Origin of the sequence: Dialister pneumosintes (genome assembly GCF_001717505.1) — a bacterium.
Lineage (GTDB): Bacteria > Bacillota > Negativicutes > Veillonellales > Dialisteraceae > Allisonella > Allisonella pneumosinta.
Genome location: NZ_CP017037.1, coordinates 755,982 through 782,713 on the forward strand (window position 1 = coordinate 755,982; position 26,732 = coordinate 782,713).

At 33.7% G+C, this 26,732-nt stretch carries 25 protein-coding genes; all 25 read right to left on the reverse strand.

The window, feature by feature from the left end:
• Window positions 1–285, reverse strand: coding sequence for an Asp-tRNA(Asn)/Glu-tRNA(Gln) amidotransferase subunit GatC (gene gatC / locus BCB69_RS03740; protein ID WP_022513103.1), 285 nt, complete (start codon window positions 283–285; stop codon window positions 1–3).
• Window positions 286–414: 129 nt separating this feature from the next.
• A complete protein-coding gene (ligA, locus tag BCB69_RS03745) occupies window positions 415–2,439 on the reverse strand; it encodes an NAD-dependent DNA ligase LigA (RefSeq protein WP_022513102.1) in 2,025 nt (674 codons plus the stop codon).
• 119 nt (window positions 2,440–2,558) lie between these two features.
• Window positions 2,559–4,769 carry a DNA helicase PcrA gene (pcrA, locus tag BCB69_RS03750; RefSeq protein ID WP_069177036.1) on the reverse strand — a complete coding sequence of 737 codons (2,211 nt, stop codon included), beginning with the start codon at window positions 4,767–4,769 and terminating at the stop codon, window positions 2,559–2,561.
• A 114-nt stretch (window positions 4,770–4,883) separates the two neighbouring features.
• Window positions 4,884–5,828, reverse strand: a complete 945-nt coding sequence (locus BCB69_RS03755) for a manganese-dependent inorganic pyrophosphatase (protein ID WP_022513100.1) — start codon at window positions 5,826–5,828, stop codon at window positions 4,884–4,886.
• 178 nt (window positions 5,829–6,006) lie between these two features.
• A complete protein-coding gene (locus BCB69_RS03760; protein ID WP_022513099.1) occupies window positions 6,007–6,795 on the reverse strand; it encodes a pseudouridine synthase in 789 nt (262 codons plus the stop codon).
• 287 nt (window positions 6,796–7,082) lie between these two features.
• Window positions 7,083–8,555 (reverse strand): C69 family dipeptidase, encoded by a 1,473-nt coding sequence (locus BCB69_RS03765; RefSeq protein ID WP_069177037.1) that lies wholly within the window; start codon window positions 8,553–8,555, stop codon window positions 7,083–7,085.
• 73 nt (window positions 8,556–8,628) lie between these two features.
• Window positions 8,629–9,111, reverse strand: a complete 483-nt coding sequence (locus BCB69_RS03770; RefSeq protein ID WP_069177038.1) for a hypothetical protein — start codon at window positions 9,109–9,111, stop codon at window positions 8,629–8,631.
• Between the two features lies 1 nt (window position 9,112).
• Window positions 9,113–9,295 (reverse strand): hypothetical protein, encoded by a 183-nt coding sequence (locus tag BCB69_RS03775; protein ID WP_069177039.1) that lies wholly within the window; start codon window positions 9,293–9,295, stop codon window positions 9,113–9,115.
• A gap of 144 nt (window positions 9,296–9,439) precedes the next feature.
• The gene (locus BCB69_RS03780) at window positions 9,440–12,457 is read right to left on the reverse strand and encodes a type I restriction endonuclease subunit R (protein WP_069177040.1); all 3,018 of its coding nucleotides are present in this window, start codon (window positions 12,455–12,457) and stop codon (window positions 9,440–9,442) included.
• Between the two features lie 4 nt (window positions 12,458–12,461).
• Window positions 12,462–13,547 carry an AAA family ATPase gene (locus BCB69_RS03785; protein WP_069177041.1) on the reverse strand — a complete coding sequence of 362 codons (1,086 nt, stop codon included), beginning with the start codon at window positions 13,545–13,547 and terminating at the stop codon, window positions 12,462–12,464.
• Window positions 13,548–13,566: 19 nt separating this feature from the next.
• The gene (locus BCB69_RS03790; protein ID WP_069177042.1) at window positions 13,567–14,133 is read right to left on the reverse strand and encodes a restriction endonuclease subunit S; all 567 of its coding nucleotides are present in this window, start codon (window positions 14,131–14,133) and stop codon (window positions 13,567–13,569) included.
• 95 nt (window positions 14,134–14,228) lie between these two features.
• On the reverse strand, window positions 14,229–15,500 hold the full coding sequence (locus BCB69_RS03795; protein ID WP_069177043.1) for a restriction endonuclease subunit S: 1,272 nt from the start codon (window positions 15,498–15,500) through the stop codon (window positions 14,229–14,231).
• Window positions 15,493–16,494 (reverse strand): virulence RhuM family protein, encoded by a 1,002-nt coding sequence (locus tag BCB69_RS03800; protein WP_069177044.1) that lies wholly within the window; start codon window positions 16,492–16,494, stop codon window positions 15,493–15,495. The genes BCB69_RS03795 and BCB69_RS03800 overlap by 8 nt, the downstream gene beginning before the upstream one ends.
• Entirely contained in the window at window positions 16,484–18,067 is a 1,584-nt protein-coding gene (locus BCB69_RS03805; RefSeq protein ID WP_069177045.1) for a type I restriction-modification system subunit M, read from the reverse strand. The genes BCB69_RS03800 and BCB69_RS03805 overlap by 11 nt, the downstream gene beginning before the upstream one ends.
• Before the next feature lie 289 nt (window positions 18,068–18,356).
• Window positions 18,357–19,148: a hypothetical protein gene (locus tag BCB69_RS03810; protein ID WP_069177046.1), complete on the reverse strand. Its 792-nt coding sequence runs from the start codon at window positions 19,146–19,148 to the stop codon at window positions 18,357–18,359.
• Window positions 19,149–19,177: 29 nt separating this feature from the next.
• Window positions 19,178–20,266, reverse strand: coding sequence for a DUF4241 domain-containing protein (locus BCB69_RS03815; RefSeq protein WP_069177047.1), 1,089 nt, complete (start codon window positions 20,264–20,266; stop codon window positions 19,178–19,180).
• 41 nt (window positions 20,267–20,307) lie between these two features.
• Complete coding sequence (locus tag BCB69_RS03820; protein WP_069177048.1) at window positions 20,308–21,552, reverse strand: DUF6630 family protein; 1,245 nt, start codon at window positions 21,550–21,552, stop codon at window positions 20,308–20,310.
• Between the two features lie 76 nt (window positions 21,553–21,628).
• A complete protein-coding gene (locus tag BCB69_RS03825; protein WP_069177049.1) occupies window positions 21,629–22,105 on the reverse strand; it encodes a hypothetical protein in 477 nt (158 codons plus the stop codon).
• Window positions 22,106–22,329: 224 nt separating this feature from the next.
• Window positions 22,330–22,536 carry a KTSC domain-containing protein gene (locus BCB69_RS03830; RefSeq protein ID WP_069177050.1) on the reverse strand — a complete coding sequence of 69 codons (207 nt, stop codon included), beginning with the start codon at window positions 22,534–22,536 and terminating at the stop codon, window positions 22,330–22,332.
• Between the two features lie 119 nt (window positions 22,537–22,655).
• Window positions 22,656–23,093: a hypothetical protein gene (locus BCB69_RS03835; protein ID WP_069177051.1), complete on the reverse strand. Its 438-nt coding sequence runs from the start codon at window positions 23,091–23,093 to the stop codon at window positions 22,656–22,658.
• Between the two features lie 132 nt (window positions 23,094–23,225).
• Window positions 23,226–23,771: a hypothetical protein gene (locus BCB69_RS03840; protein WP_069177052.1), complete on the reverse strand. Its 546-nt coding sequence runs from the start codon at window positions 23,769–23,771 to the stop codon at window positions 23,226–23,228.
• A gap of 41 nt (window positions 23,772–23,812) precedes the next feature.
• Window positions 23,813–24,070 carry a hypothetical protein gene (locus BCB69_RS03845; RefSeq protein WP_069177053.1) on the reverse strand — a complete coding sequence of 86 codons (258 nt, stop codon included), beginning with the start codon at window positions 24,068–24,070 and terminating at the stop codon, window positions 23,813–23,815.
• Entirely contained in the window at window positions 24,045–24,194 is a 150-nt protein-coding gene (locus BCB69_RS06400; RefSeq protein ID WP_159049968.1) for a hypothetical protein, read from the reverse strand. The genes BCB69_RS03845 and BCB69_RS06400 overlap by 26 nt, the downstream gene beginning before the upstream one ends.
• Window positions 24,195–24,281: 87 nt before the next feature.
• Window positions 24,282–24,830, reverse strand: a complete 549-nt coding sequence (locus BCB69_RS03850; RefSeq protein WP_069177054.1) for a hypothetical protein — start codon at window positions 24,828–24,830, stop codon at window positions 24,282–24,284.
• A 562-nt stretch (window positions 24,831–25,392) separates the two neighbouring features.
• On the reverse strand, window positions 25,393–26,682 hold the full coding sequence (locus tag BCB69_RS03855; RefSeq protein ID WP_069177055.1) for a hypothetical protein: 1,290 nt from the start codon (window positions 26,680–26,682) through the stop codon (window positions 25,393–25,395).
• Between the last annotated feature and the right edge of the window lie 50 nt (window positions 26,683–26,732).

Sequence of the window (26,732 nt, forward strand, 5' to 3'; positions counted from 1 at the left end):
CTATATGATTCTCTTTACTTTAAAATAGCCGTCTTCTTGTTCCGGTGCATTCATCAACGCTTCTTCATGAGTAAATGATGTATCCGGAATATCTTCACGCATTACGTTAAACTGTTCTACCGCATGCGCCATAGGTGCTACACCTTCCGTGTCATACTGTTTTAATTCTTCCATATAAGTAAGAATTCCACTCATGGAGTCCTTCAAATTTTCCAACTCATCTTCACTAAAAGACAAACGAGAAAGAAGAGCTATCTTTTTTACTTCTTCAGTTGTAATTTTCACTATTTCCACTTCCTTTTCAAGACATTTACCCTTTTAGTATATCATAATTTTATTGTATCTACCTTACTAAAAATAAGGTACATTTGTAAGAATAAAACCTACTTTATCTCTAATAAAATATCAGAAAAATTATTCCACAGATGTGTTTCGTGCATCTATAAGCCCCGCACGAACCATAAATGTAGATTCATCAATAATCATTATTCCTTTTTCTCTTGCTTTTGTTAATTTACTTCCGGCATCCTGACCGGCTACCACTAAAGTAGTGCTGTTGGTTACAGCACTTTGTACCTGTCCACCTAATTGCTTAATACGTTCTCCGGCCGCTTTACGTCCGATAGACGAAAGTTTCCCCGTGAGTACGACCATTTCTCCGTTAAAAGCTCCGCCAAGTTGTATTTCTTTTACTTCTTCCGTTACTACACCGGCACGCTGTAAGCGATTTATTAAATCGATATTTTTTTCATCGTGAAAATATTGATGCACACTTTCAGCAATCACTTGCCCAATACCTTCTACCTGTAGTAAAGAATCTTGTTCTGCCTGCATAATAGATTCTATATTCTGATAAGTAGCCGCTAAAAGTTCCGCTCCTTTTTCCCCTAAATAACGAATCCCTAATCCAAACAATAATTTAGCCAACCCTCTTGTTTTACTACTTGCAATCGATGCCACTAAGTTATTAGAACTCTTTTCCCCCATACGTTCGATTTGTGCTATATCTTCCGCCTTTAATGTATACAAATCGGCAGGGTCTTTAACTAATTCATAGGCCAGTAAACTGTCTATAACAGAAGGTCCCATTCCTTCAATATTCATCGCATTTCGAGAAGCATAATGAATCAGTTTTTCTCTCACTACACCGCCACAAGTCGGATTCACACAACGATAAGCAGCTTCCCCTTCTATACGTGCCACGGTAGAGTTACAAATCGGACACTGCGTAGGCATTTCAAAAGGTGTTTCACTACCATTGCGCTTATCTTTTTCTACCGCCGCCACTTCCGGAATAATTTCCCCTGCTTTATATATACGAACGGTATCCCCTATACGAATATCTTTTTCCCGAATAAAGTCCATATTATGCAATGTAGCACGTTTCACAACCGTTCCTGCCAAACGTACCGGTACCAAATCAGCAGAAGGTGTCAATACGCCCGTACGCCCCATCGTAACCACAATACGTTCCACTTTTGTTACCGCTTCTTCCGGTGGATACTTATAGGCAATCGCCCATTTCGGATCTTTTCCCGTAGCACCTAATCGTTCCTGCTGTGCAAAATCACTGACTTTGATAACCAGTCCATCTGTATCATATTCCAAAGTACGACGGCTATCCTGCCATTGATTGACCTCTTGAATTACTTCTTCTATAGAATTCCATTTCTTATAATGCGGATTTACATGAAAATGGAATCGCTCTAATTGTGCCAATAGCTGTGCTTGTGAAGTAATTTCCATACCTTCTATACTTCCCAAACCATAGGCAAAAAAGTCCAAGTTTCTTCCGGCGGTCACCTGCGGATCCAATTGACGTAAAGACCCTGCCGCCGCATTTCTACAGTTTGCAAAAGGCATATCCCCCGATTCATCTCTTGCTTTATTAAGACGAATAAAACTCTGCCTCGGCATATAGACTTCACCACGTACTTCCATATACTTTGGTGCATTTTCAATGAATAAAGGAATCGTTTTTATCGTCTTAACATTAGCGGTTACATCTTCTCCAACTTTCCCATCACCACGAGTCAATCCTTGTACAAATCGCCCATTTTCATAAACTAAATTCATAGACAATCCGTCAATTTTAAGTTCTGTGATGTACTCCACCTTTGCATCGCCCAAACCACCCGTCACACGTCGATGAAAATCATGCAATTCTTCCGCATTGAAAGCATTGCTAAGTGAAAGCATAGGCTTCTTAAACTTGACCTTATCAAAATCATCCGTCGCCTTACCGCCCACTCGTTGTGTCGGAGAATCCGAAGTAATCAGTTCCGGGTATTCTTTTTCCAAATCAACCAATTCCCGATATAACTTATCAAATTCATAATCCGTTATTTCTGGTTGGTCTTTTACATAATAAAGATAACTATGATAATGTATTTCTTTACGTAATTTCTCTATCTTACGTACAACAGTTTCTGATGCCATAATGCCTCCTACAGATCAGGTTTTAACACCCTTTTATTTTATCACGATACCACTTGTTAACAAAACAAAAACTACCTTTCCATGAAACAGATTCTGTCCCAGAAAGATAGTTTTTTATTTTATTCTTCTTTTTCAATCGGAGCAAAAGCAACCATAACTTGGCGAACCTGCTGTCCGGGAAATTGCAATTTCAAGGTCATACTCTTACCTTCACCGGAAATCGCTACTACCACACCATGTCCCCATAATTTATGAACAACTTTGTCGCCCTCTTTCCAGTCATAACGAGCCGTTTTGCTCTTGCTCTTCGGAACACCGGAATAAGCTGCTGTTGAAAGTGCTTTTTCACTTGCAAAACGATTATATCGATGCATAACTTTCGTTTTCCGCCGCTGTTCCTCTTCCACCTTAATTTCTTCTACCAAAGAAAATGGAATTTCATCCAAAAAGCGACTGGGCGTATATGGCTTTAATTGTCCATACATCGTTCTCATACGTGTATTCGTAATATATAGTTTCTTTCTTGCACGTGTAATCCCTACATAACAAAGTCTTCGTTCTTCTTCCACGGCAGACTCATCCATTAAAGAACGAGCTCCCGGGAAAACTCCTTCATCCAATCCTGCCATGTATACGATAGGAAATTCCAAGCCCTTTGCACTATGTAAAGTCATCAAAGTTACTTTTTCATTTTCCCCTTCATAATTATCTACATCATTAACCAAGGCAACCTGTTCTAAGAATGCAATTAAGTCTCCATCCGGATTATTTCTCGTAAAATCTTTAGCTACCGATAAAAGTTCTCCCAAGTTTTCTTCCCGACTCTGCGCTTGCGGATCCTGTTGTTCACGTAACATATGTAAATATCCGGTTTCCGCCATAACCGTTTCAATCAAGTGAAATACATCACCTTCAGCCGCTGCATTAATGAGAGAGAAAATTAAAGCGCTGAACTTTTGCACCTTATCTTTCGTCCCCTTCGTTAAAGACGACTCTTCGACTGCCATAATGGCTTCAAACAAAGAAATTCCCTGTTCTTCCGCAAATGCCATCAATTTCTCTACCGTCGTGTTTCCGATACCACGCTTCGGAACATTGATAATACGCTGTAAGCTGACCGTATCTCTACTATTTCCAAGAACTTTTAAATAAGCCATGATATCTTTAATTTCTGCACGATCATAGAATCGTACCCCGCCTACCATGGCATAAGCAATGCCTTTACGAACTAAAGATTCTTCTAAGATTCGAGACTGTGCATTCATACGATACAAAATCGCCATATCCCCATACGGAATATGATTCGTATCATGTTCTTTCTTCATAGAAGAAACGATAAAATCAGCTTCTTCATGCTCATCCATCGCTTCAAAACGTTGAATCAATGCCCCTTTTTCATTTTCGGTCCATAACTTTTTAGGTGGACGGTCTGTATTGTTTTTAATAACAGCATTGGCTGCCTTGAGTATCGTATCCGTAGAGCGATAATTTTGTTCCAACTTAATAATTTTTGCATCAGCATAATCTTTTTTAAAATCGATAATATTACGAATATCTGCACCACGCCAAGAATAAATACTCTGATCAGCATCCCCTACGACGCAAATATTCTGACGGTCGCCTGCAATATATTTTGCCATTAGATATTGTGCATGATTGGTATCCTGATATTCATCAATTAAAATATAATGAAAACGATCTTGCCACTTGGTTCTGATTTCTTTTTTCTGCAACAAAGAAGTGGTAACCAATAATAAATCGTCAAAATCTAATGCATTATTTTGTTTCATTTCTGCATCATAACGATCATAAATATCCGCTATACGCTGTGCAAAAAAATTATCGCCAATCGATGCACGAAAAGCTTTAGCTGTCAACAATCGATTCTTTGCCCCGGAAATATGACTTTGTATAGAACTTGGCTGAAACTGCTTATCATCCAAATTCATTTCCTTCAAAATATTTTTTATCAGTTGTTTCGAATCGTCCGAATCATAAATAGTAAACTGGCTATTATACGGCGGATACTTCTCTATTTCACTTCTTAAAAATCTCGCACCAAAAGAATGGAATGTATACATCCAAATGTGTTCTGCTTCCGCCCCCACTAATGAATGCACACGCTCACGCATTTCTTGTGCCGCTTTATTAGTAAAGGTAATTGCTAAAATTTTACGTGGATTAATCCCCTGTTTAAGCATATAAGCAATACGACAAGTCAATGCTTTTGTTTTACCCGAACCGGCACCTGCCATAATCAAAAGTGGACCTTCTATTTGTTCTACAGCCGCACGTTGCTCTTTATTAAGACCATTTAAAAAGTCTGCCATATCCCATCCTCCTATCTGCCATGTATCATATACTGATTCTATCACGGTCAGATACTCATAAGAAGACCCGTACACGAACATGCCATGTACGGGTTCTTTTCATCTATAATTAAATTACTTTGCGTATGCATTAATCAATGGTGGAGATACCTGCTTCTTACGAGACATGACCTTAGGTAAATATACACACTGATTGTCAGCCTTCTTTTCAAAAGCAGCTTCTACAATTTCCTGTGCTCCGTCAGTAAACCACAAGAATGTATCTTCTGCCAGAATATCAGTAACCATCAAATAAGAGGCAACATATCCTTTTTCTGCCTTGTTCTTTTCAAGAACTGCCATAATAGCATCTTTCTTTGCATTGATAGGTGCTACATCCATCACGGAAATCTGCCCTACCGTAAAAGTATTTCCGGCAGATTCAAATTCCTTGCGGTCATTACTTGCCAACTGCTCGGCAGAATAGTCAGAAATATCCGCACCAGCCTTGAGCATTTCCATACCATACTGTTCATAATCTACACCCGCAAGTTCCGCTAATTCCTTAACGGCTTCACGATCTTTATCCGTAGTAGTCGGAGAACGGAATAGTACGGTATCAGAAATAATAGCGGAAAGCATCATACCTGCTACCGCCTTGGTCGGCTGAATACCACGCATTTTATACAAATTATAAATAATAGTATTTACACATCCCACCGGACAAAACAGCATAAAAATCGGATTGGAAGTTTCAAAATCTCCCAAACGATGATGATCTACTACTTCAATAACTTCTGCGTCCTGAATACCGTCTACACATTGTTTCGATTCATTATGATCAACGAGAATCACCTTCTGCTTTTCATCAGATTCACTCTTACGTGCTACCGAAGAAATGAATTCCGGTGCTTCTACGCCAAAATATTCCAAAGCAAATTTAGATTCTTTATTCAATTCACCGGCACGACCTGCTATAGCTTCCACACCCATTTGACGCTGCAAATAGGAATAACTGATAGCTGCTCCGATAGAATCTGTATCCGGAGACTTGTGACCGATAACTATTACCTTACTCATTTCATCTCATCCTTTTCTATAAAAAATGTATATTTGTATTATATCACAATTTTATATAACACTCTCTATATATTTTTGTCTATTTTTAAGTAAATTTTACAATATTTATCATAAAACAAAGATTTTAATCTATTTTATGTAAATTTTATATTAATTTTTCTTTCTTCCTTATATTTCTCTATTTTTCCTTGCAAGTGATTCTCATTAAACCACTCAACTCATCCGCAGTTAACTTACGATAAGTCCCTTCTGCTAATTCCTCATCTAAGAGAAGCGTTCCCATTCGTATTCTTTTTAAGAAAAACACTTCCTTCCCAATCGCATGAAACATCTTTTTCACCTGATGATATTTCCCTTCATGAATAACGATAGAAATTTCAGTTATCCCCTGAGAAAGATGTTTTTGCGGTGCATTACTCTGCTCTACATCCAACAAATCTTCTTCTGTTGCTTTTTCTCTATAAGAAAGAATTTTTAACTCTGCCGGTAACGCACGAAATCCGTCTTCAATAAAAACCCCCTTAGCAAATATTTTCACATCCTCTTCCGTAACTCGTCCGCTAATCTTTGCAACATACTCTTTGTCCACATGCTTTTTGGGAGATAACAACCGATGATTCAAATCTCCGTCATTCGTTATAAGAAGTAACCCTACCGTATCCTTATCTAAACGCCCCACAGGAAACAAATCTTTTCGACGATTTTCTTCCATTAAATCCAACACCGTATCCTGCCTGGAATCCTCTGTTGCCGTAATTACCCCCTGTGGCTTGTTCATTACATAATATTCATACTTGGCATACACAACTGACTCGCCATCCACCTCTATACAGTCGCTTTCGTTCACCGCCATTCCTGAATTGGTAGCGGTCACTCCATTCACGGCTACTCGCCCCTGTCTAACTAACCGTTTCAACTCCTTACGAGTTCCCTTATTCATATCCGATAAAAATTTATCTAAACGCATAACTCATCCGCCTTTTAAGAATTTTCTCTATTGTAACATGTATATACTAAATAATAGGTATATCACTTACTTTTTTGACACCCCCATTTTCTTTTGATACACTAAAATTGCCGGATGAGTAGAGCTGAGTATCCAGCGTTGAAACCCTAGCACCGGATGCTGGTCGAGGATACTCTGACAGTCCAGCTCTGATATTATCGCCGATATCTCTACGATATCGACTTTTTTATTTCCCATTTTCATTCCATTAAAAAAGCAGAGAAAATTTTCTCTGCTTTTTATATTTCTTACGCATCACTTCTTGCAAATGAATTTTTCATTCCGTTACTTGCCGTATACAATACACTCGACAATGTTTTCTGCGTTTCTTCTTTTGCCATTTTTGCCATTTCTTCATTACAACCTTCTAAGAAATGTTGTACCTGATTCGGCTTTTCTGTCATAAACTGCTTATCAAACTTACTCAAAAGTGCATGTCCTTTACTATGTACCTGATTTTGGTATCTTTCAATAAAAATAGCAGTTGTCTGGAAGTGAGCATCTGCTAATGTGCCGATAAGGCGGTTTGCCCAATAGAAATTCTCCGTCGTAACTTCTGCTGTTGTATTCGCAATATATTCCGGAGTCTTTGTAATATTTGCATAAAAAGGAACAAACGCATTAAACACATTACAACCTTCTGCAATCCACTGCACCGCCATAATTTCTTTCGGCATATACGGACGAAGCTGTGTCAACGCCACAAAATTATTACGATTAATTCCAATCACACGATATTTATTTTTCTTTGTATGGCAGCCATGCTTTGCATACGGGTCATACGGAGTCCCCTGATAATGTGCAGATAATACATACTTCACATCTTCAACCGTAATCAACTTTTCAGGAACCATGCTCCACGGCAAATCATCGGATTCAGGAGTAAAATCGGCATCTTCTCCATCCCACAGATAGGTATTCGGATTTAAGTACCGCTCCATGAACCAGGCACGACAAGTATTATAGGTATGATCCGAATCATCATGACTGCCAAAAGCGGCTCTTACATCAAAAGCTCTTTCATTCTTTAAACAATATCCGTCTTCATGACGTACCAAGTCCAGATGATTTTCTGTAATAAATTCTAATAAATCTGCTGAGCACATACAAGATTCTTGCTCACCAAAAGCATCTACCAAATCAAGATAGTCGATACCGAGCTGATTCGGTACTACTACATATCTGTCATCCGGTACACGCTTTGCGATCCAGTGATGTCCGCCAATGGACTCAAACCACCAAATTTCATCTTTATCTTGTAATCCGATACCATTCATCTCATACGTGCCGAACTGTTCATGAAGCATTCCCAAACGTTTTACACCCTCACGAGCAGAACGAATATAAGGAAGAACAATCGTTACATAATCTTCTTCCCCAATACCTCCGGGTACTAAAGGGTCTGCTCCCAATACACGTGGATTCGAAGTAATCGTTTCAGTTGCCGACATAGCTACATTCACTTCATTAATTCCTGCTTCTCCCCAAATCCCCTGCTTAGAAGGAGCATCCGGCATCGCTGTATAACGCATCGGATTTTCAGGCAAATCCATTTCCACCTTAGAAATTACAGATTTATAATAACGAGGTTGCTCCTCCGGATTTACCACAATAAACTTTTTCGAAGTAAATACACCGGATGGAGAATCCTCATTACGAGCCATCATCGTTGAACCGTCATAAGAAGCCTTTTTACCAACAAGAATTGTAGTACAAGCCATAAACATCCTCCTCTATATAAACAAACTAAATGAAAGTAATTATCACTTATATTATTATACTCTTAAATAAGAATTAGATAAACACATTTTGTAATGATTCTGCACACTCCATAGACGCTTCTGTTTCAGGAATTTCTATATATTCTATGTTCACCATGCTGAAATCTTTTCTGAATCTTTGATCAAAACGTATACCGAACTCATGTAAAAACGTAACACCCATTCGAGTAATATACACACTATAATCACTGGACTCCTGTTGTTTCCCACTGATAAGTCCGGGAGCAAATAATCTTCGTAAATATTTTTGTAAAGACTCAGATACCGGATTAATACACTGCTTACGATAAAAACGTCGAATCTGATAAAACACAAGTCCCATTTTAGATTGTTCAAAAATCTCCATCGTATTATCAATATACGTATAAATACGTTTTCTACTCAAAATAAATAACGCACGCAAAGTAAAATAGTCTTCATATTTAAAGATATACCAATCACTCTCATCCAAATATCTTCTAATAGCAGATAACAATTTTTCTATATCTTGTCCCATATTAAAGGTTCGATTCGCAAAAAAAAATCGTTCTATGGTCAGCTATACGAATAGGAAGATAGGCAAACTCCCCACGTTGAAAAAGAATATATATCGTTCCCGTCTTTTTAGCAATAGAAAAACTCCTTATCCGCTCCCCCGCAAGCAAGATACTCTCTATAAAAGATTCCCAATTCTCCTCCATACACTCCCCCATAAACCAATAAAAATAATTCCTATTTATATTTTAAATATTAACACTAATATTATACTCCATTTTGTTCATAATCTGTTTATTTTAAATATTAAAAAGGACTGCTTTTAGCAGTCCTTTTTTGTGTATATTAGTTTAAATTCCTATAAATACCTCTACGATTCTCTTTATCTTTTCTAACACCGATTCTTTCTTTTTCTCTCTTGCGCCTTGTCTACGGGAGGTTGGTGGAATGATTTGGTCCAATTCATCACCGGCATACTCTACATACCCTTTATTAATAGCTCTATTAATAAAGCGCTTAGAAATTTCTTTTAATCTTTCATCCTCTACCAATTTATTAACCGTATTCTCTTTTTCTTTCTTTGCAAAGCTGTAGAAAGATTCCAGAATATCATCGGTATTCTTTAATTCTGAAAGATTCGTTTGGTTTATAAAATCGATAACCAACTCTTCTTTAGCCCTAGTTCCTAAACTGGATCTAATAACTCTACGAACTTCAGCTTTTAAACTTTCTATATCATTATGTTCTTTCGATTTGTCTAAAATTAAAGCCAAAATATAATCTAAGTTGATTTCGTCTGTTTTTAACAAATCAATTTGAAATTCAATATCAGAAAAATCCACCTGTTCCTCATCCGATACTGATTGGCACTGTGATAATAAAACTCTTTCTCTAATATCTACGTATACGCTCTTCATATCTTGCATTTGTCTTTCAGATATAATTGTCTCAAAGCTTTCAAATTCATCAAAGTTTTTAAGAACATTTTCCGCTTTTAACAATTCACCAAAAAGCTCTGCAAATTCTTTTTTCTCTGAATCAAGAATAATACTTGTCGGATCCGGGAATTTACAAATAATTTCATTACACAAATCTTTATACCCTTTAACAAACCTACCTGTTTCTTCATCTTTAAAACCTTCGATGTATTCAGAATAACTCTTTTCTAAAATAACATTTACACTGTTTTCATCACCAAAAGTTTTAATAGCGTCTTCTGTTGCTTGTTGTAAATCTCTGAAACAAACAATATTCCCAAATGCCTTTACCTTATTCAAAATACGATTAGTTCTTGAAAATGCTTGAATCAATCCATGATATCTAAGATTTTTATCTACAAATAAGGTATTCAAAGTAGGTGCATCAAATCCGGTTAAGAACATACCTACCACAATCAGTAAATCAACTTCTTTATTTTTTACTCTTTGTGATAAATCTTTATAGTAATTTTGAAATTCATTCCCTTGTGTTGAATAATTTGTTTGGAAAGACTGATTATAGTTGGAAATCACCTTATCTAAAAATTCTTTTGCAGAAGAATTCATAGCACTTACATCAAAATTTTCTTCTGATATTTCACCAATAGCGGTTTGTTCTTCATTCGGCGCAAAACTATAAATAGTCGTAACTTTTAATCTCTTTTCCTTTGGTAATTCTGCTTGCTGTTTTTCGAACTCTTCATAATACGATTTAGCCGCTTCTACACTCTGAACAGCAAACATAGCATTAAACCCGTTCAATCTACGTTCTTTTACATTATAAAATTCATTTCTATGTGTTTTAGTGTTAAAAATAGTTAATATATGCTTTGTAATTTCAGCAATGCGTTCCGGATGAAGCAATAGTTTTTTCTCAAGCTTTGCTAATTTTTTGTCATCCTTTTCTTTTTCTGCAGACTTGGAAAATGGTGTAATGTTGTTATAATCCACCTTAAATTTCAAAACCTTACCATCTCGTATAGCATCTGTAATAACATAACTATGTAACTGCGCTCCGAATATACCTGCTGTCGTATCCCCACCAATTGAATTCTCCGGAAAAATCGGAGTCCCCGTAAACCCAAATTGATAATATTTATTGAATGCTTTTCTAATATTCTTCTGTGCATCTCCAAACTGAGAACGATGACATTCATCAAATATAAGAACACAATGCTTATCATAAATTTCATGAACAGGATTTTTCTTTACAAATTCATTTAATTTTTGAATGGTAGTAACGATAATTCTATCATCATCCTTTTCAATACTTCTTTTCAATTCTTTGGTATCTTTACTTCCATTGACACTATTTTCTTGAAACTTTTGATATTCTTTCATTGTTTGATAGTCTAAATCTTTCCTATCTACAACAAAAAACACTTTATCAATAAAATCTAATGCGGTTGCAAGTCTTGCGGTCTTAAAAGAAGTTAATGTTTTCCCTGAACCGGTCGTATGCCAAATAAATCCCCCTGCCCCCGTAGTTCCTGCTCTTTTATTTTCATAACTGGACTTTATTTTCCATAAAATACGTTCTGTTGCTGCAATTTGATAAGGTCTCATAACAAGTAATGTATTATTGCAATCAAAAATACAATACTTGGTTAATACCTCAAGCAATACACGTTTCTCGAAAAATGTTCTTGTAAAGTCTTCCAAATCTCGAATAACCTGATTTCTAGCATCTGCCCATTCACAAGTAAATTCATAATTATTTTTATTTTGTGCTGTTGTATTAGCAAAATACCGTGTATATGTACCATTAGAAATAACAAAAATTTGTACATACTTATATAAAGAATTTTCTATATTAAAACTCTCTTTACTATATCTATGAATCTGATTAAACGCTTCATGCAGATTTACGCCACGTTTCTTTAACTCAATATGAACCAAAGGTAACCCATTCACTAAAACCGTTACATCATAACGATTATGATGACTTCCCGTTTGTTGAACCTGGTTCGTAACCTGCAAAAAATTATTATGGATATTCTTTTTATCTATGATTTTAATATTTTTTAAATGCCCATCATCAAAAATAAAATCATAAATATGATTTTCCTGTACTTTACGAGTTTTTTCTATCATCCCGTCATTAGGCGCATCTAAATATTCCTGAAGAAAACGTCCCCATTCTGCCGAAGTAAATTCAACACCATTTAATCGCTCAATCTGTACTTTCAAATTGGCATATAATTCTTCTTGTGAATTAATAACTAGACGCTCATATCCCTGAGAAACTAGATTTTCTATCATATTTGCTTCCAATTGTGCTTCAGTTTGATAAGAAGTTTCTCCTACATAATTGGATTTTTTGAAGTTTGCCAAAATAATTCCATTAGTCATTTCTGCAATAGTTTTATATTCTTGTCTTACTTCTGACATAGACTTACTCCTTCCATTTATATTCTTTAAGAAATTTTTCAAATATTCTTTTTAGGAATTGTTTTTCATGAGGTTCCAATATTTTTGCTTCTAAAACAGAATGATTGCTATGACTATATAAATTTATTCGCTTAACATAAGCATCTTTGTCATCTTCATTTATTAAATCTTTCCAACTATCATAACCTAAAAAATGTGCTGTTTTTTCTAATAAATTACGCATCAAATTAAAATGATATCGTTTTATCATATTGTTAGCTATTGCTTTTTTTATTTCTTTTTTAAGTAACAAATGATATCCAAACGGTGTTTTATTTTCATCCAATTTATCCAAAATATACTTATTACCATCTCTACTCAACCACAATTTTTGTGCCTTTTTAAGTTCAGTATGCAAAACATTATAAAATAAAGCATGATGTGTAGACACAATAAAATGCAAATTTTCATTCTCCGAAGAATTCATTGTTTCCTTTAATGCTAACGCTATATCAATAGCATGGTTATCATCCAAAGAGGAAATAGGATCATCTATAAAAATATATTGAATAGCATTAAATTCGTCTGTACTTCTATCACTAATTTCATCAATATTCAGTTCAGCTATAATAGTTTCCATTAAGACAAAAAATACAGCCCAAATAAAAATGCTTTCTTCCCCTTTTGAAATCTTTATATTATCAACTGCTTCCTTATCTCCGGTCGGTAAGCTAAAAGTAATTTCTCCGGTACTCGTATTGATGTGTGGTTCAATCTTGGACGAAGTAAATTCTTGGAACTTTTGGGCTATTTGCTTCTCTTTGCCTTGCTCCTCAATCATCCTAATAAAGCTTGAATTTTTATTAATCTTAAGCTTTCTATCACTATCATTTTCTAAATCATTATCCCAATAGAATAAATCTTCTGTAAATGCATTGTAATAAATTACATGCTTAATAATTTCGTCTTCTTTATATTCATTAACAAGATTTTTAAATTCCATAGATAATCTTGTTTTTCCTGTTGCATTAAAAGCATATAGCAAAGTAACTTTCTTATTGGAACCTCTAATTTTTTGAGCAATCTTTTTTAACGAGTTATACTCCTCCATATTTCCACCTTACCCTAAATTATGTCTTAAAACTCAATAACCTATCTCTATAATATTCGTATTGCTTTTGCCGTAACTCGATTTCTTTCGGCAAACCTTGCTTGATATCCTTAACCAGTGTTTCAAACTGATCAAGAATTTTTACTACATAATTTTGTACTTTTATTGATGGGATTGGAATTTCAAGCTCCAAAATCTTATACATATGTGGATGTTTAATCCCAGAACCTCTATAAAAGCTGGCTATCAAATCTATTTTGTTTAATAAACTATGATATAAAAACTTATTATTTAATGTCTCAGTATCTAAAGAAGTTGCTATTCTATTATCACCAGTAATAAATTTACCATTGTAGTATTGAATGATTGGATTTCCACCCCATGGAATACAAACAATCTCTCCTTCACTAATATTATTCTTTACTCTTTCTTCAATAGCATAAAGTTCAGTTTTATTAGTTGTTAAAACCTTAATTGTTCCTTTTTCGGAAGACAATTCTTTTAACTCATTAGATAAATAATAGTGATATTTAATAGTTTTATTTTGCTTGAATTTCTCAACTCCATTAAATTTTTTATCCCACATTGTGACTTCCCACAATTTCTTCCATTCCACTTCAAATAAATTAATCCCAACAATATTTGCTGCTTTTTTGAGAAGTTTAAAATAACTATGAGAGATTATCTTGCTTGCTTGCTTGCTTGCTTGCTTGCTTGCTTGCTTGCTTGCTTGCTTGCTTGCTTGCTATCACATTCAAAAGCAAATGTCAATAGCTTTTCACGATAATACTCATACTGTTTCTGTCTCTGCTCTATTTCTTGAGGTAACAACCCCTGGGTATCTGCCAAAAGACTCTGGAATTTATCCAGAATTTTAACTACTTTATTTTGTATCCAAATATTTGGAATTGGAATTTTATAATTATCTGTTATTCCAATTGATATTTGAGGCAGCTTTCCTACTGTTGAGCTATCTCTAAAGTATTTAATATTATTTTTCAAAAAATAATATAAGAATTTAATATTTAATATATTACTATCCAATGTAGAATAAGACCACATCTCATTTTTATGAGTAAAAGGCTTATCATAATATTCAAAGTCAATATTACCTCTTGATTTAACTATTATGCTTGGTTTATTAATTATATCTTCCTCATTAACTTCCTCTAGTCTCACATCAGCAACAGTGTTACCTCCTGCAAATATTCTTATTGGTGCTCCAACTTGATTAATTTCTTTCATTCTATTGGCAGTAATGGGAATTCCTTTTTGTCTTACACACAATTTAATTAATTTTTCATAAGAAATATTATTCATTCCGTCAAATCCATCTATCTTTTCTGAAAGTTTATTGAGATATCCATCACTTAATAATAAGTCTCTGTAATAAGAATACTGGTGAGTTCTAGACTGTAACTCGGTCTGTAACTCGGTCTGTAACTCGGTAACATAATTAGTAAAGTTGTCAAGTATTTCTACAATTTTTTCTTGAGTTTCTTTTGATATTAAAGGAATTTCTATATTTGACAGTTTATCTTTAGAAACACTTGGTATCCCTGCTCCCTCTTTTAAATGCTGCAAATTAACTTGATTCATTTTTAATATATGAAACAAAAATTTATTAAAATAATAATACTGATAATCCCATTCAATTAATATATTTTTATTTGGTATTATTGAAAATGCATGTGCTCCTAACCAAAATTTTTCTTTAATAAAATTAACAAATCCAGCAGATGCTCCGCCTTGAGATACTGTAATTGTATCTTTATTACAATTACATAAATCAATATATCCAGATGGTAAAATCCCACCATTAATTACCGGATATTTACCATTTTCTAACATATCTCTTTTATTAAATTGCTTACCTTTTGATATTACAGATACTTCTCCTAATTTCTTCCACTCTACTTTTTCATTCTTCAATAGTTCCAGTATGCTACTCATTCTTGCCACCTTCTTTTGCCTTTTTCTCAATGGCTTTTATTTCATTTAAGTAATCTTTTTCTACCTGAGTCAGTGTGTTGTGTTGATATCTTCTATACTCTGTCTGCACTTTTTTATTGGCTTGTTCTTTCGAAATACTTCCATTTCCAACTAATAACTCTTCTCCAGTAATACTTAATACTTTATCTGTATATTGCAGCCAATCATTCATCGTCATGACAATTTGTTTTTGTGCTTGTCTTTCTGCAAACTCAAGAAACCCCGAAACTAAGGTATTTAAACTCTTCAATTCCTTTTCACTCAAATAATTCTTGGCAGTTTTAGCCTCTTTTAAAGTTGGTAATTCTCCTTGAAATACGGTAAGCCCCATAAATTCTTTAGCTGAATCCACACGTTCGTAAATCAGTTCACTGGCTGTATGATGATGAATAGCAAAATGCATTTTATTTTGAATCGTTGCAAAAAATAATTTTGCATCATCACTATGAGAACAATAGTCTATGCTAGTAGCAAATAAATCTAAGACTTGACGATAAAAAACTTTCTCACTAGAACGAATATCTCGAATTCTGTCTAAAAGTTCTTTAAAATAACTGCTTACACCAAGATTTTTCAGTCTATTATCATCTATAGCAAATCCTTTGATTAAGTATTCTTTTAATATAGTGGAAGCATAATTTCTAAATTGAATACCACGAGGAGAACGAACTCGATATCCAATTGCCAAAATCATATCCAGAGAATAATAAGCTATATTACGAGAAATATTTCGCCCACCTTCATTTTGAACTGTCAACTTATAGTTGACAGTTGACTCCTCATCCAATTCTCCATCCTCAAGAATAGCTTTAATATGTTTACTGATATTCTGTTTGCTCGTTTGAAACAACTCTGCCATCTCAAGTTGGTTTAGCCAAACAGTTTCATTTTCTACATGAAGTTCAATTTTAGCTTTTCCATCTTCTGTATTATATAAAATAATATTATTCTTCATTTTCAAGCTCCTTTACAATTTCATTGATAGAAGCTCTTAATTCATCAATTTTACTTACAGTTTCTTCAATCTGTTTATTTAATACTTTTATATCAATTTTTTCTCTCGTATCTTCCTTCTCTATATAGGTAGATACGGAAAGATTGTAATCATTTTCTTCTATTTCAGATAACTCTACATATCTTGAAAAATATTTTGTATCTTTTCTATTTCTAAATGCATGAAGTATGGCTTCAATATTCTTTTCTTCTAAGATGTTATTATTCGTTTCTTTCTTAAATTCTTTACTTGCATCAATAAATAGAATTTTATTTTCTGTTTTATTTTTAGCCATTACTAAAACACAAGTAGCAATAGAAGTTCCATAAAATAAATTTTCCGGAAGTTGAATCACACAATCGATAAAGTTATTATCTACTAGATATTTACGAATTGTTTTTTCTGCACCTCGACGATAAAAAATTCCAGGGAAACAAACAATAGCAGCACGCCCTTTACTCGAAAGATAGCTTAAAGAGTGCATAATAAAAGCATAATCAGCATAAGATTTTGGTGCGAGTTTCCCCGCCGGAGCAAAACGTTCATCATTAATTAAAGTAGGATCAGCATCCCCAATCCATTTAATAGAGTAAGGAGGATTAGAAACAATAGCATCAAACGGTTTTTCTTCTCCATGTCTCGGATGTAATAAGGTATCCCCTCGCTCGATAGAAAAATGATTGTAATTAACATTATGTAAGAACATATTCATACGAGCTAAGTTGAAATTCGTCATATTGATTTCTTGCCCATAGAATCCTTCATCAATGATATGTTCATCAAACTGTTTTTTCATTTGCAAAAGTAACGAACCGCTTCCACAAGTCGGGTCATATACTTTATTAATTTTGTCTTTTCCATCCATAACTAAACGAGATAATAGTTTAGATACAGTTTGTGGCGTAAAAAATTCCCCACCGGATTTACCGGCATTACTTGCATAATTCGATATCAAATATTCATAAGCATCCCCGAATGCATCAATATCATTATCTTTAAAATTGCCAAAGTTAATGCCGGCTATCCCTGTCAATATATCTACGAGCCTCTTATTTTTCTCCGGTACACTTCCACCAAGACGATTACTGGTTGTATCCACATCATCAAATAATCCTTTAATATCTTCTTCTGAAGCAGATCCTACGGCACTTCCTTCGATGGCTTTGAAAATATTAGTTAAGTCAATATTTAAATTTTCATTAGTTTTTGCATTTTTCACTACATTCTCAAATAACTGGCTCGGTAAAATAAAAAAACCTTTATCTTCTACTGTACCGGGTCTAAAGTCTTTTTCTGCTTCTTCATCACTTAAATCGGCATAATTAAACTCTAAATCCCCCACCTCATGTTCTGCTGCATTAAAAAATTCTGTTATATTTTCAGAAATAAACCGATAAAAAAGTATACCTAAAATATATTGCTTAAAATCCCATCCATCAACGGCGCCTCGAACATCATCGGCAATCGCCCATATTTTACGATGTAATTCTGCTCTCTGTGCTGCTCCATTAGATTCACCGGTATAATTGCTCATTTATAACACACTCCTGATTGACTTTATAAAATCTCAACAATAATACACATAAATTATCATTGTCATTCATTATAGTATCGATAACTTCACACTTTTACAGTATAGCATATATTATTAACAGTAATTAAACACTTTATAAACTCCATTTATTTATCCCCATACAAAAAAGACTGCATGTATTGCAGTCTTTTTTACTAATTGTTATTCCATTATTTTCGCAAATTTCTCTGCTAGGTTATCCAGTGGTTAAAATTATATATTCTTTACATAGAAGTAAACTTTACTATGACTATTCCTTATTTTTTCCAAATGGTAGTTTCTTTAAAAGGTTTTGAATACCATTTTTTATTTTTGTTGACAGATTTGACTGTTCTTTATTTTTCTCGGATTCTTGTATAAATCTCCCCAATTGCTTTAAAGCAATCTTTTCATAAATAAGTGCCCCTTCTGTATCGCAATTTAATAAATTTGAGTAGGATTCGGAGTTGTTTAAGTCTAAAGGATTCGGTTCTACTACTTCAGATGCTTCTAATAATCCTAAATTATTCTCTTTTGCATACTGTAACGCTTTTATAAAAACCGGAAGATTCTGTACATAAAAGTCATCGATAATTTTTCGTGTTTCTTCCTGTTTTTCATAATCATCCAACAGCTGTACGACTTGCTCCGGTGCGATGTAAACACCTCCGGAATAATTTTCAACAAGTCCTCCATTTACCGGACTATGAATAAAATCTGGTTTTAATTGCTCCCATGGAGTTACATATTTCTTCATCTGCGGTTTATCATCCATTAAAAAGGAAAAAGCAGTTCCTCTTGTATAGTAATAAGGACTAAAATAACCTTGTACAATTGCTATATAGAATACATGCAATTTTTCAAAAGCTATATTCTCCTCTACTTTGGATGCTACACGCATGGTATCGATATATTCGTTCATAAAAAAGGGTTTCAAATGATACTCTTCCCCTATCTTTTCTAATGCAGCAATATTTCCGTCTGCTACATCCAACAGTTTTGAAAAATACCATTGTGTCATCTGCTCTACAGAAATCGGATGATAAGTAATGTCAAATCCCATATTTCTTCTCCTTTATAACAACTATATAATTACGCTTTACGTGGGTCTACAAATAAGGTCACTAATTCACAACGCTTTCCATTCTTATCCACGCCCCAGAACACTTGATAGATACCATCGCCGAAACCGGTAGCAACCATGACTATTTCATTGTTAGACTCCGGAATTTTAAAGCGGATAAAGTCACCGCCTTCTCTTTGTAAGTCAGGATATGCTTCTGCACTTTCTTTAAATAAATCGGCTAAGTAGTCATTATACCAATTTCCATTGGGGTGTTCTTTATACCATGCATACAATACTTTCCAATAACTTTCTGCCGCTTCCTTATCACAGAATGTAGACATGCCTGCATCCACCGGAAAAGCTGCTCGAAATTCCTTTTTATCTTTAGCTTTATACATTGTTGCCGCTTGATATGACAACGCTTCCTCTTCTGTCACTTTGAGACGCATACCTGTCATTCGTATACCGACCAACTCAGAGTCCAATATCCCAATAGTAATTGGGTAATATCCTGACGGAATAGTTTCTTTTATTACCGGAACATACATGGATTGCAATTCACAAATAGGATCTGCCGCCATTAACGTGCCGGACGGGAAATACACTTGTTCAAAAGTATATGTCTTAACATGTCGTGAATGAAATACTGCCTCTACTGTTTCCGGTGCGATGGTTTCTGCTTGTAACAGTTCATCTGTTTGTTCACAAATTTCTCTAATGGTCTGCTCTTCTTGCAATGCCACTTCCATATTTTGAACAAAGATTTTCATATCTTCAAGAGTAAGTCCACGAAGTAATACTAGCGGAAATTTATCTTCTACTACATAGTCTTTTAAAAAACGTACACTTTTGTAAAAAGGTAAATTACCAATAAGGGTGTCTTCTGTCGTACTTAATAGCAACAAACGATATTCTACTTCTTCCGGTTTATCTACGGAATACACTTCTGCCGGTTGTAAACATAAAACGGTATCTACCCCTTCTTTTAAAGTAAAGAACATATATCTTTTCCCGTCTTTTTCGTACATATTCGGCTGTGCTTTATGGCAGCTTTCCCATGAAGTATGATTCGTTTCTTTTATATCTTTATTCTTACCAAAATTGAAAAATCCCATGATTATTCTCTCTCCATATGTGTCATAAAAGTCATGTTGTTCTAATCATCAAAGTATTCAAAAAATACTCTGTCATATTTTTCTCGGGAATCCATTTGTGGAGCTTTAAAATATTTTAAATAGCCCCAATAACTATAATTATTAATTCGTATCAGCTCTATAGTTACGGATTGTGGTTTCCACAATTTATTTAGAGTTTTACACCAAGTAAGTAAAGAGTCTTCATCTTTTAATTGATAAGATTCTACAGATAATTCATATCTTTTAAATAATACCAACTCTCGCAATAAGGAAAGAAAAGTATCCCTCTTTATATTTTTAAGAAGAAACATCGTATATGACGTTTGATGCAGCAAAGTCATACCTACCCTTGCAATCTGTTTTTCTCGAGTCAATCCGTCTTCTGCAGTATATAAAGGGGGATATGCATATTCTCCATCTATTCCATTTGCTATTTGTTTTTCTATATAATCACCAGGTTCTGCAATGCACTTGCTCATTTCCATCATAAGAGAATCATCATAGGTGGAAATCGCACCTACCGTTCTTAATATCTCTTTTTCTGTCGTGGGAAGTGCATGAACGGCTACCTGTATTCGACTATTCTGAAATATATTCCAAGCAGAATTTTCCATAAGTGCCAGTAATAAAAAAGCGGCAAGGATAAAAAACGTACCTTTTATAAAAGAATTTTCTTTCCAAAACTCTATTCCTAGATAAGTAAAACTACAAAGTAATCCAGTAAACCAAACAAATAAAATAATATTAGTTATATATTTATCTCGCTTATATAGGAATTGGTTCTTCATGCTTCCAGCAATTAATTCTTTCCATCCTAAATATTCGAATCCTAATAAAGTATAGGGAATCCCCTCTTTTTCTAAATCGGATTGTACTCGATGGATGGCACGAAAAATATCATCTTGATGATATTTAAAATTAAAAACTTTGCGAGTCACAACACTAATATCAAAATAATAGCGACAAGAGCGATTACCATTCGGATATACAATACGTAAAAATCCGATGTAAGGTCTACCATGCCGGTGATAAGGTGCATAACCGACTTCAACTCTTTCTATATCATCTAATGAAAAAGTAGGTTTCCATAAAGAATTGATAATAAAGGTTCCATCTTCTATGTAAAATACATCAAATCGTGCATCACCAACTCGGTTGTACTTACTGAGTAAATATAGATAAACACCAATAATCGTTAAAGAAATAAAAAGTATACTCCCTAAAAAAATATTTCCGGAATCCGTAATAATTTTCATCCAATCCATAAATACCCACTTTTAAATAACGAATAATATCTTTGAACCATGTGGATTTTATAAATACGATACGCCCGTTTTATTATTAGTAATACAATATAGACTTCTCACAATGTGGGCAATTCTCACGTATAACCGGACGTCTACTTATCCAACGATGTCGCGACAAAAGTTCTCCATCCATAACTTTTCCACAATGAGGGCATCTCCAAAATAACCAAAAGCTAAGTAGAGTACGACCGTAAAGCAAAAGCAAGAAACCTGCAATCCAAATGAAACTACTCGAAAATTCACTCTTGATAAAAATAGGTATGAAATCAAAATATACCATAAGAATGAAATTAGCTACAACAACCCCCAGAGTATATTTAACGTATTGTGAAGTGTGTTTGACCCCCTTTACAGTCTCTTCATCCACCTTCTTACCGTCTACCACCACATTTTGGTATAAAAACAATTTCCTTATCATATAGGCACTATGAATAAGAAAAAGAGTAGCAAGCAAATGATCTCCACCAAATAAAAAATCAAATAAATACGAAATAACATCGAGTGATATCATGAATTTACACTTATCTTTTTACACACTTAAACGCCATATACATTCTTCTAATTAGAAATAAAACTCATTATTTCCATTCCTATTATATTCAAAAAAGAAGTAATAAAAAATATATAAATTAATTTTTTATCAATATTTGTTTTAATTTCACACCACAAAAAAAGAGCATTGCAATAATACAACACTCTTTTTAATATAAGTTTTTACTACTATAAAAATTACTTTTATTCAATACGAATTGTTGGAAAATTATCTTTTAACCTTTGATGAACAAATCGTCCTTTACTTTCTGAATTAAGAAACTCATCAAACAAACTACTTGTAGTGCCTGTATATTGATATACATATCCATTGTTAAAATGAACCTCAATAACTCCATCTTCATATCCAATACACTCTACATTGGAAGATTCGACCGAAATTAAATGCAAAATAGTTCTCCTTCCTAAGTTCTTTCTATTGTAATATAAAATATTATACCACTACACATAAAAATAAGTTGCTTTATATGTAACATTATTTTAATGCTCTCAAACTACACAAACAATGTTTACAATTTAATATTAAATAATACGCTACATAAGCATATCCATAATGCCGCCATTCCCATGTATTTAAAAACAGGTACATACATTGCTATAAAAAGAGGTGGTATATGCTTTCTTAATGAAAATGCGTTAATGTTATCCCAATTGCAATAGGTTTCTTTCCCACACTTAGAACAAAATACTTTACGCATCTCTTTGAGAGGATTAATTTTAAAAAGCCGCCTTTCTCTAATAGCCATGACATGCTTTGTATACTCTTCCATCGTAACCGTAAAAGAATGACCACAAACCCGACAAGTCACATGAACCGGAAAGTCTATATTTCTTATCGCTTGCTTCCCACTTTTCATTAATGTAATGAATGCCATGATAACAAAAATAAAAGTGGGGACACCTACTACCAACACATGTATAACTGCGGAATCAATAGAAAATAACAATTATATGCCTCCTTAATTCATTTTACTTGTCTTATATGCATTACATTAATGAGTAGTTACTCTGATTTCCTACTAATATATACTAAATATTACCTAGAATTTTAAAACCATCTCACCTTATTTTTTATACTTCTAATCTTTTTCTTCTTTATTATATTTGAAATGGTCATATTTCATAAGCTGAATAAAAGCTATACACGCTAATGCAGCACCTGCCATATATTTCCAATCGATAAAATCCGGAATTTCCTTTATCATTACATAAATTTCTTTGCCACTTACTCCATGTAAATAGGTATCAAATAGTAAAATCCCAAAGAAAGAAAATATCCCATTAAGAGCCATCGATAACATAACTATTTTCTTGTCTTTCCACTTCGCCTGTTCTTTGGAGTATCCTAACAAAACTACAGAATATCCGGCAGGTACAAGAAGGAGAACCATTCCCAATACTTCTTTATTAATACGAATATGCGTACTTGTAGACTGAAAAGCCATTTTTATCCATGTATACTCATTACATAACATAGTAATTCCAAGCAAAATCGCATAAGCAACCATCATTCCTATTATATAGTTTAATCCTCTATAGTTACTTCTATCTAAAATCTTTTTCTTAAAAAAGAAAAGTAAACTGATATATGCAATAATAATTCCTAAAACCAATAAAAAAGCCATAAGATGCCACTCCCAATTTACTACTTATTGATGTAAACAAATTACTCCCACAAACTATATTGCGCCCCAACTTCATATCTGTAGCAACTACCATGAGAGTTAAAATTTCCTGTAATTGTATACCTTTTCCATAAAGAATAGAGTTCAGATTGAAGTTGTAAATTAAAATTAGTATTGCCTCTTTCGTACTCTTTGAACTCCTTATATGATGCCGGCTGTAATCCAAATACTTCAATCAATTCTTTATTTTTAATATCTTCCCAACTTATATCTTTAATATTTTTTCCGTTGATTTTCACACTTCCAATCGTTTTTTTCCCTATTATCTATAATAACTCGAGTAACGATGCAATCTTTAAGTGGTGCTACATCTCTCCATGCAGGGGTAAGATAAACAATTCCATAGACTTTCTGATCTTTCATTAAAAATGTTTTTTCTCCATAATAAAAATGATTATTTCTTTCGTTTACAATTATATTTTCCGGTTTTTCGTCCTTAAAATAATACCCTTATGCCAAAAGTTCTTCCGCCTTGGTTTCACCGATGATAACTGTACTTCCATTAAATTCAATCCGAGGAGCTTTCTCCGGAAATCCTGTCATATTAAGAAACAACAATAACGCAAAAGATGAGATAACAAGCATTCCCTGTACAGCATTCGCAGAAGCGTATACATGCAGAGGTCTTACCATTAAAAGTTTTATGATACTTGTAAGAAATTCTACCCCCAAAACCATTATAAATTCTGTTTTTAAACAAAAGTAAATAGACGCAGGAATGCCAACTCCCTTACTGTATTGTATGAAAAAAACAATACCATTAAGAACTATAAAAAGTAATAAAGTCATATTAACTTCTTGTAAAGCCTGACGGTTCGTTGTATTTTCATAAGAATTTTTTACTCTTGCTTTTAATGCATGTCCAATTTTATACATCCAAGAAGGTACTTCTTCTTTATTTTGTACAGCCTTAACCAACAAAAAGTACAAAAATGCCGTAAATAAAAACAGTCCAAGCGTAAAACCTCCAAAACATACTGCCAAAATAAAGGATTCCACGTAGGCACCTCTTTTTCATTTTCAATTAAACAAAATAGAGTTTATTTTTCATTATATCTAAAAAAGTTTGCTATCATAAAGTGATACTAAGTTTTTATTTTATATCTAAATTTGATTATCCATGTGCTTAATTTCAAATCTTTTCTGCTTTTTATAATCAATACCACCACTATATATAGTAGTCACATCATTATAAAATTTTACTAGTTCCACTTGATGTACACCGTGTTTTATGAAATATCTAGCTGTCATTTTGTTCCGTTTAAATAATCCATATATCACTTCGGCAAATTAATGTTGACTTACGAGCTATTTCTTTATCAATGGATACTATGTTTACTTTATACACATACTTGTATCCAAATATTTTTTCTTCTTTTGAAAAATACTATTTCCCTTTTGATCTATATTTTATAACTCTATTTTTTATTTAATTTCGTGATTTTTAACTACTAATGTAAAAACACTATCTCCATAATAAAATAGATTTTCTTTAGATTATTTCATAAATCCTTTTATGTCTCCCACATAAGAATCTATAAATAATAAAAGTGATAATTCTTTACTGATTCATCGGATGTAAACTGGAGTGGCTCTTATTAAAGGAGTAAGCATGTACAATTTTAGTGTGTGGATAAAATTCTAAAGATAATTTTTGCTCTTCCGTCAAAGGAAAGTCAAACTGTGATTCTATCGCCCAAGCTAAACCACGATTAATAACATAATAGTTTCCGTGATAGTATATACAAGCTTGCTTCTCTTCTAAATACACACCTTCATAATAGTCGAAACGAAGAATATAACCTATATCTAAATCAGTTACTGCCATCGTTACTGTTTGCGGTTTCTCAAAAGAATCCTGCATTGCATAAAGCCCCCTTAGTCCATAGCTACTAAGAAATAATGTCGTAATTAAAATAAAAGGAATACTATATAAAAATTTCCCTTTCCTTGATAATAATTGGATATGCAAGAAAAAATACCATGAAAATAGGCAAGCTGCTAATCCAATCGCGAATTGAAGAATCCAATTACTTAAATAGATAGCAGCAGAATACATATCTCCATCCTGCTCACCAACCAAGAAAAAGGCTACCCAGGCATGTGCTGCTAAAATAAGTGGGATATAATGTTCTCTCCACTGCCAACGATTCTTTTTTTCTTTTAAATCCTGTGGTCTCTCATTTAAATTTTGAATCTTGAATCCACTATCTTCTTCCGGAATAGGAATATAGTATGTCCTCCCCGGCTGAACTATTATCTGCAATTCTTGACGAAGTAATTCGGACATCAGATCACTATAACGGTATGAATGACGCTGTTGCCAAGAAAGTTCTAAAAGGTGTCTCCCCGGTGTCAGCAGAATCTTCAATGATGCTGCCCCCGGTAAATTTGTTATAGTTTCTGCGGTAATACAAGCAAATTCTTTTTGAATACTTGTCTTATCAAGAGATAAAAGTTCCACCTTCTCTAAACGAAAAATGCTTTCTTTTTTACCTAAAACCAATACGGCATAATCCGGGTGATTTCTTTTCCATTCTTTTGCTTTAGCATTAATAAAAAATAGACTTCCCCATAATATAAAAATAAATACCGTTATAAAACCAATTAATGCAACAAAAGGATATAACGAATGAATCGCCATCATGAATAAAAATGCCGCCACAAAAATAAAAGACATCCCTATCAATTCTGCTATCAAGAAATTTTTTAACCAAGAAGTAAATGTTTTTTCCCAATATTTAGATCGAACCATAAAAATAGAAACATACAATATAATAAAAAAAATAACAATCGCTACTATGGTAAAATTCTCGATATCAAGTTGATTAATGTGTCTCATCCACTTCATACACTTTAATCTCCCTTGTTTTAAAACAATTATATAAAAATATTGTTCCC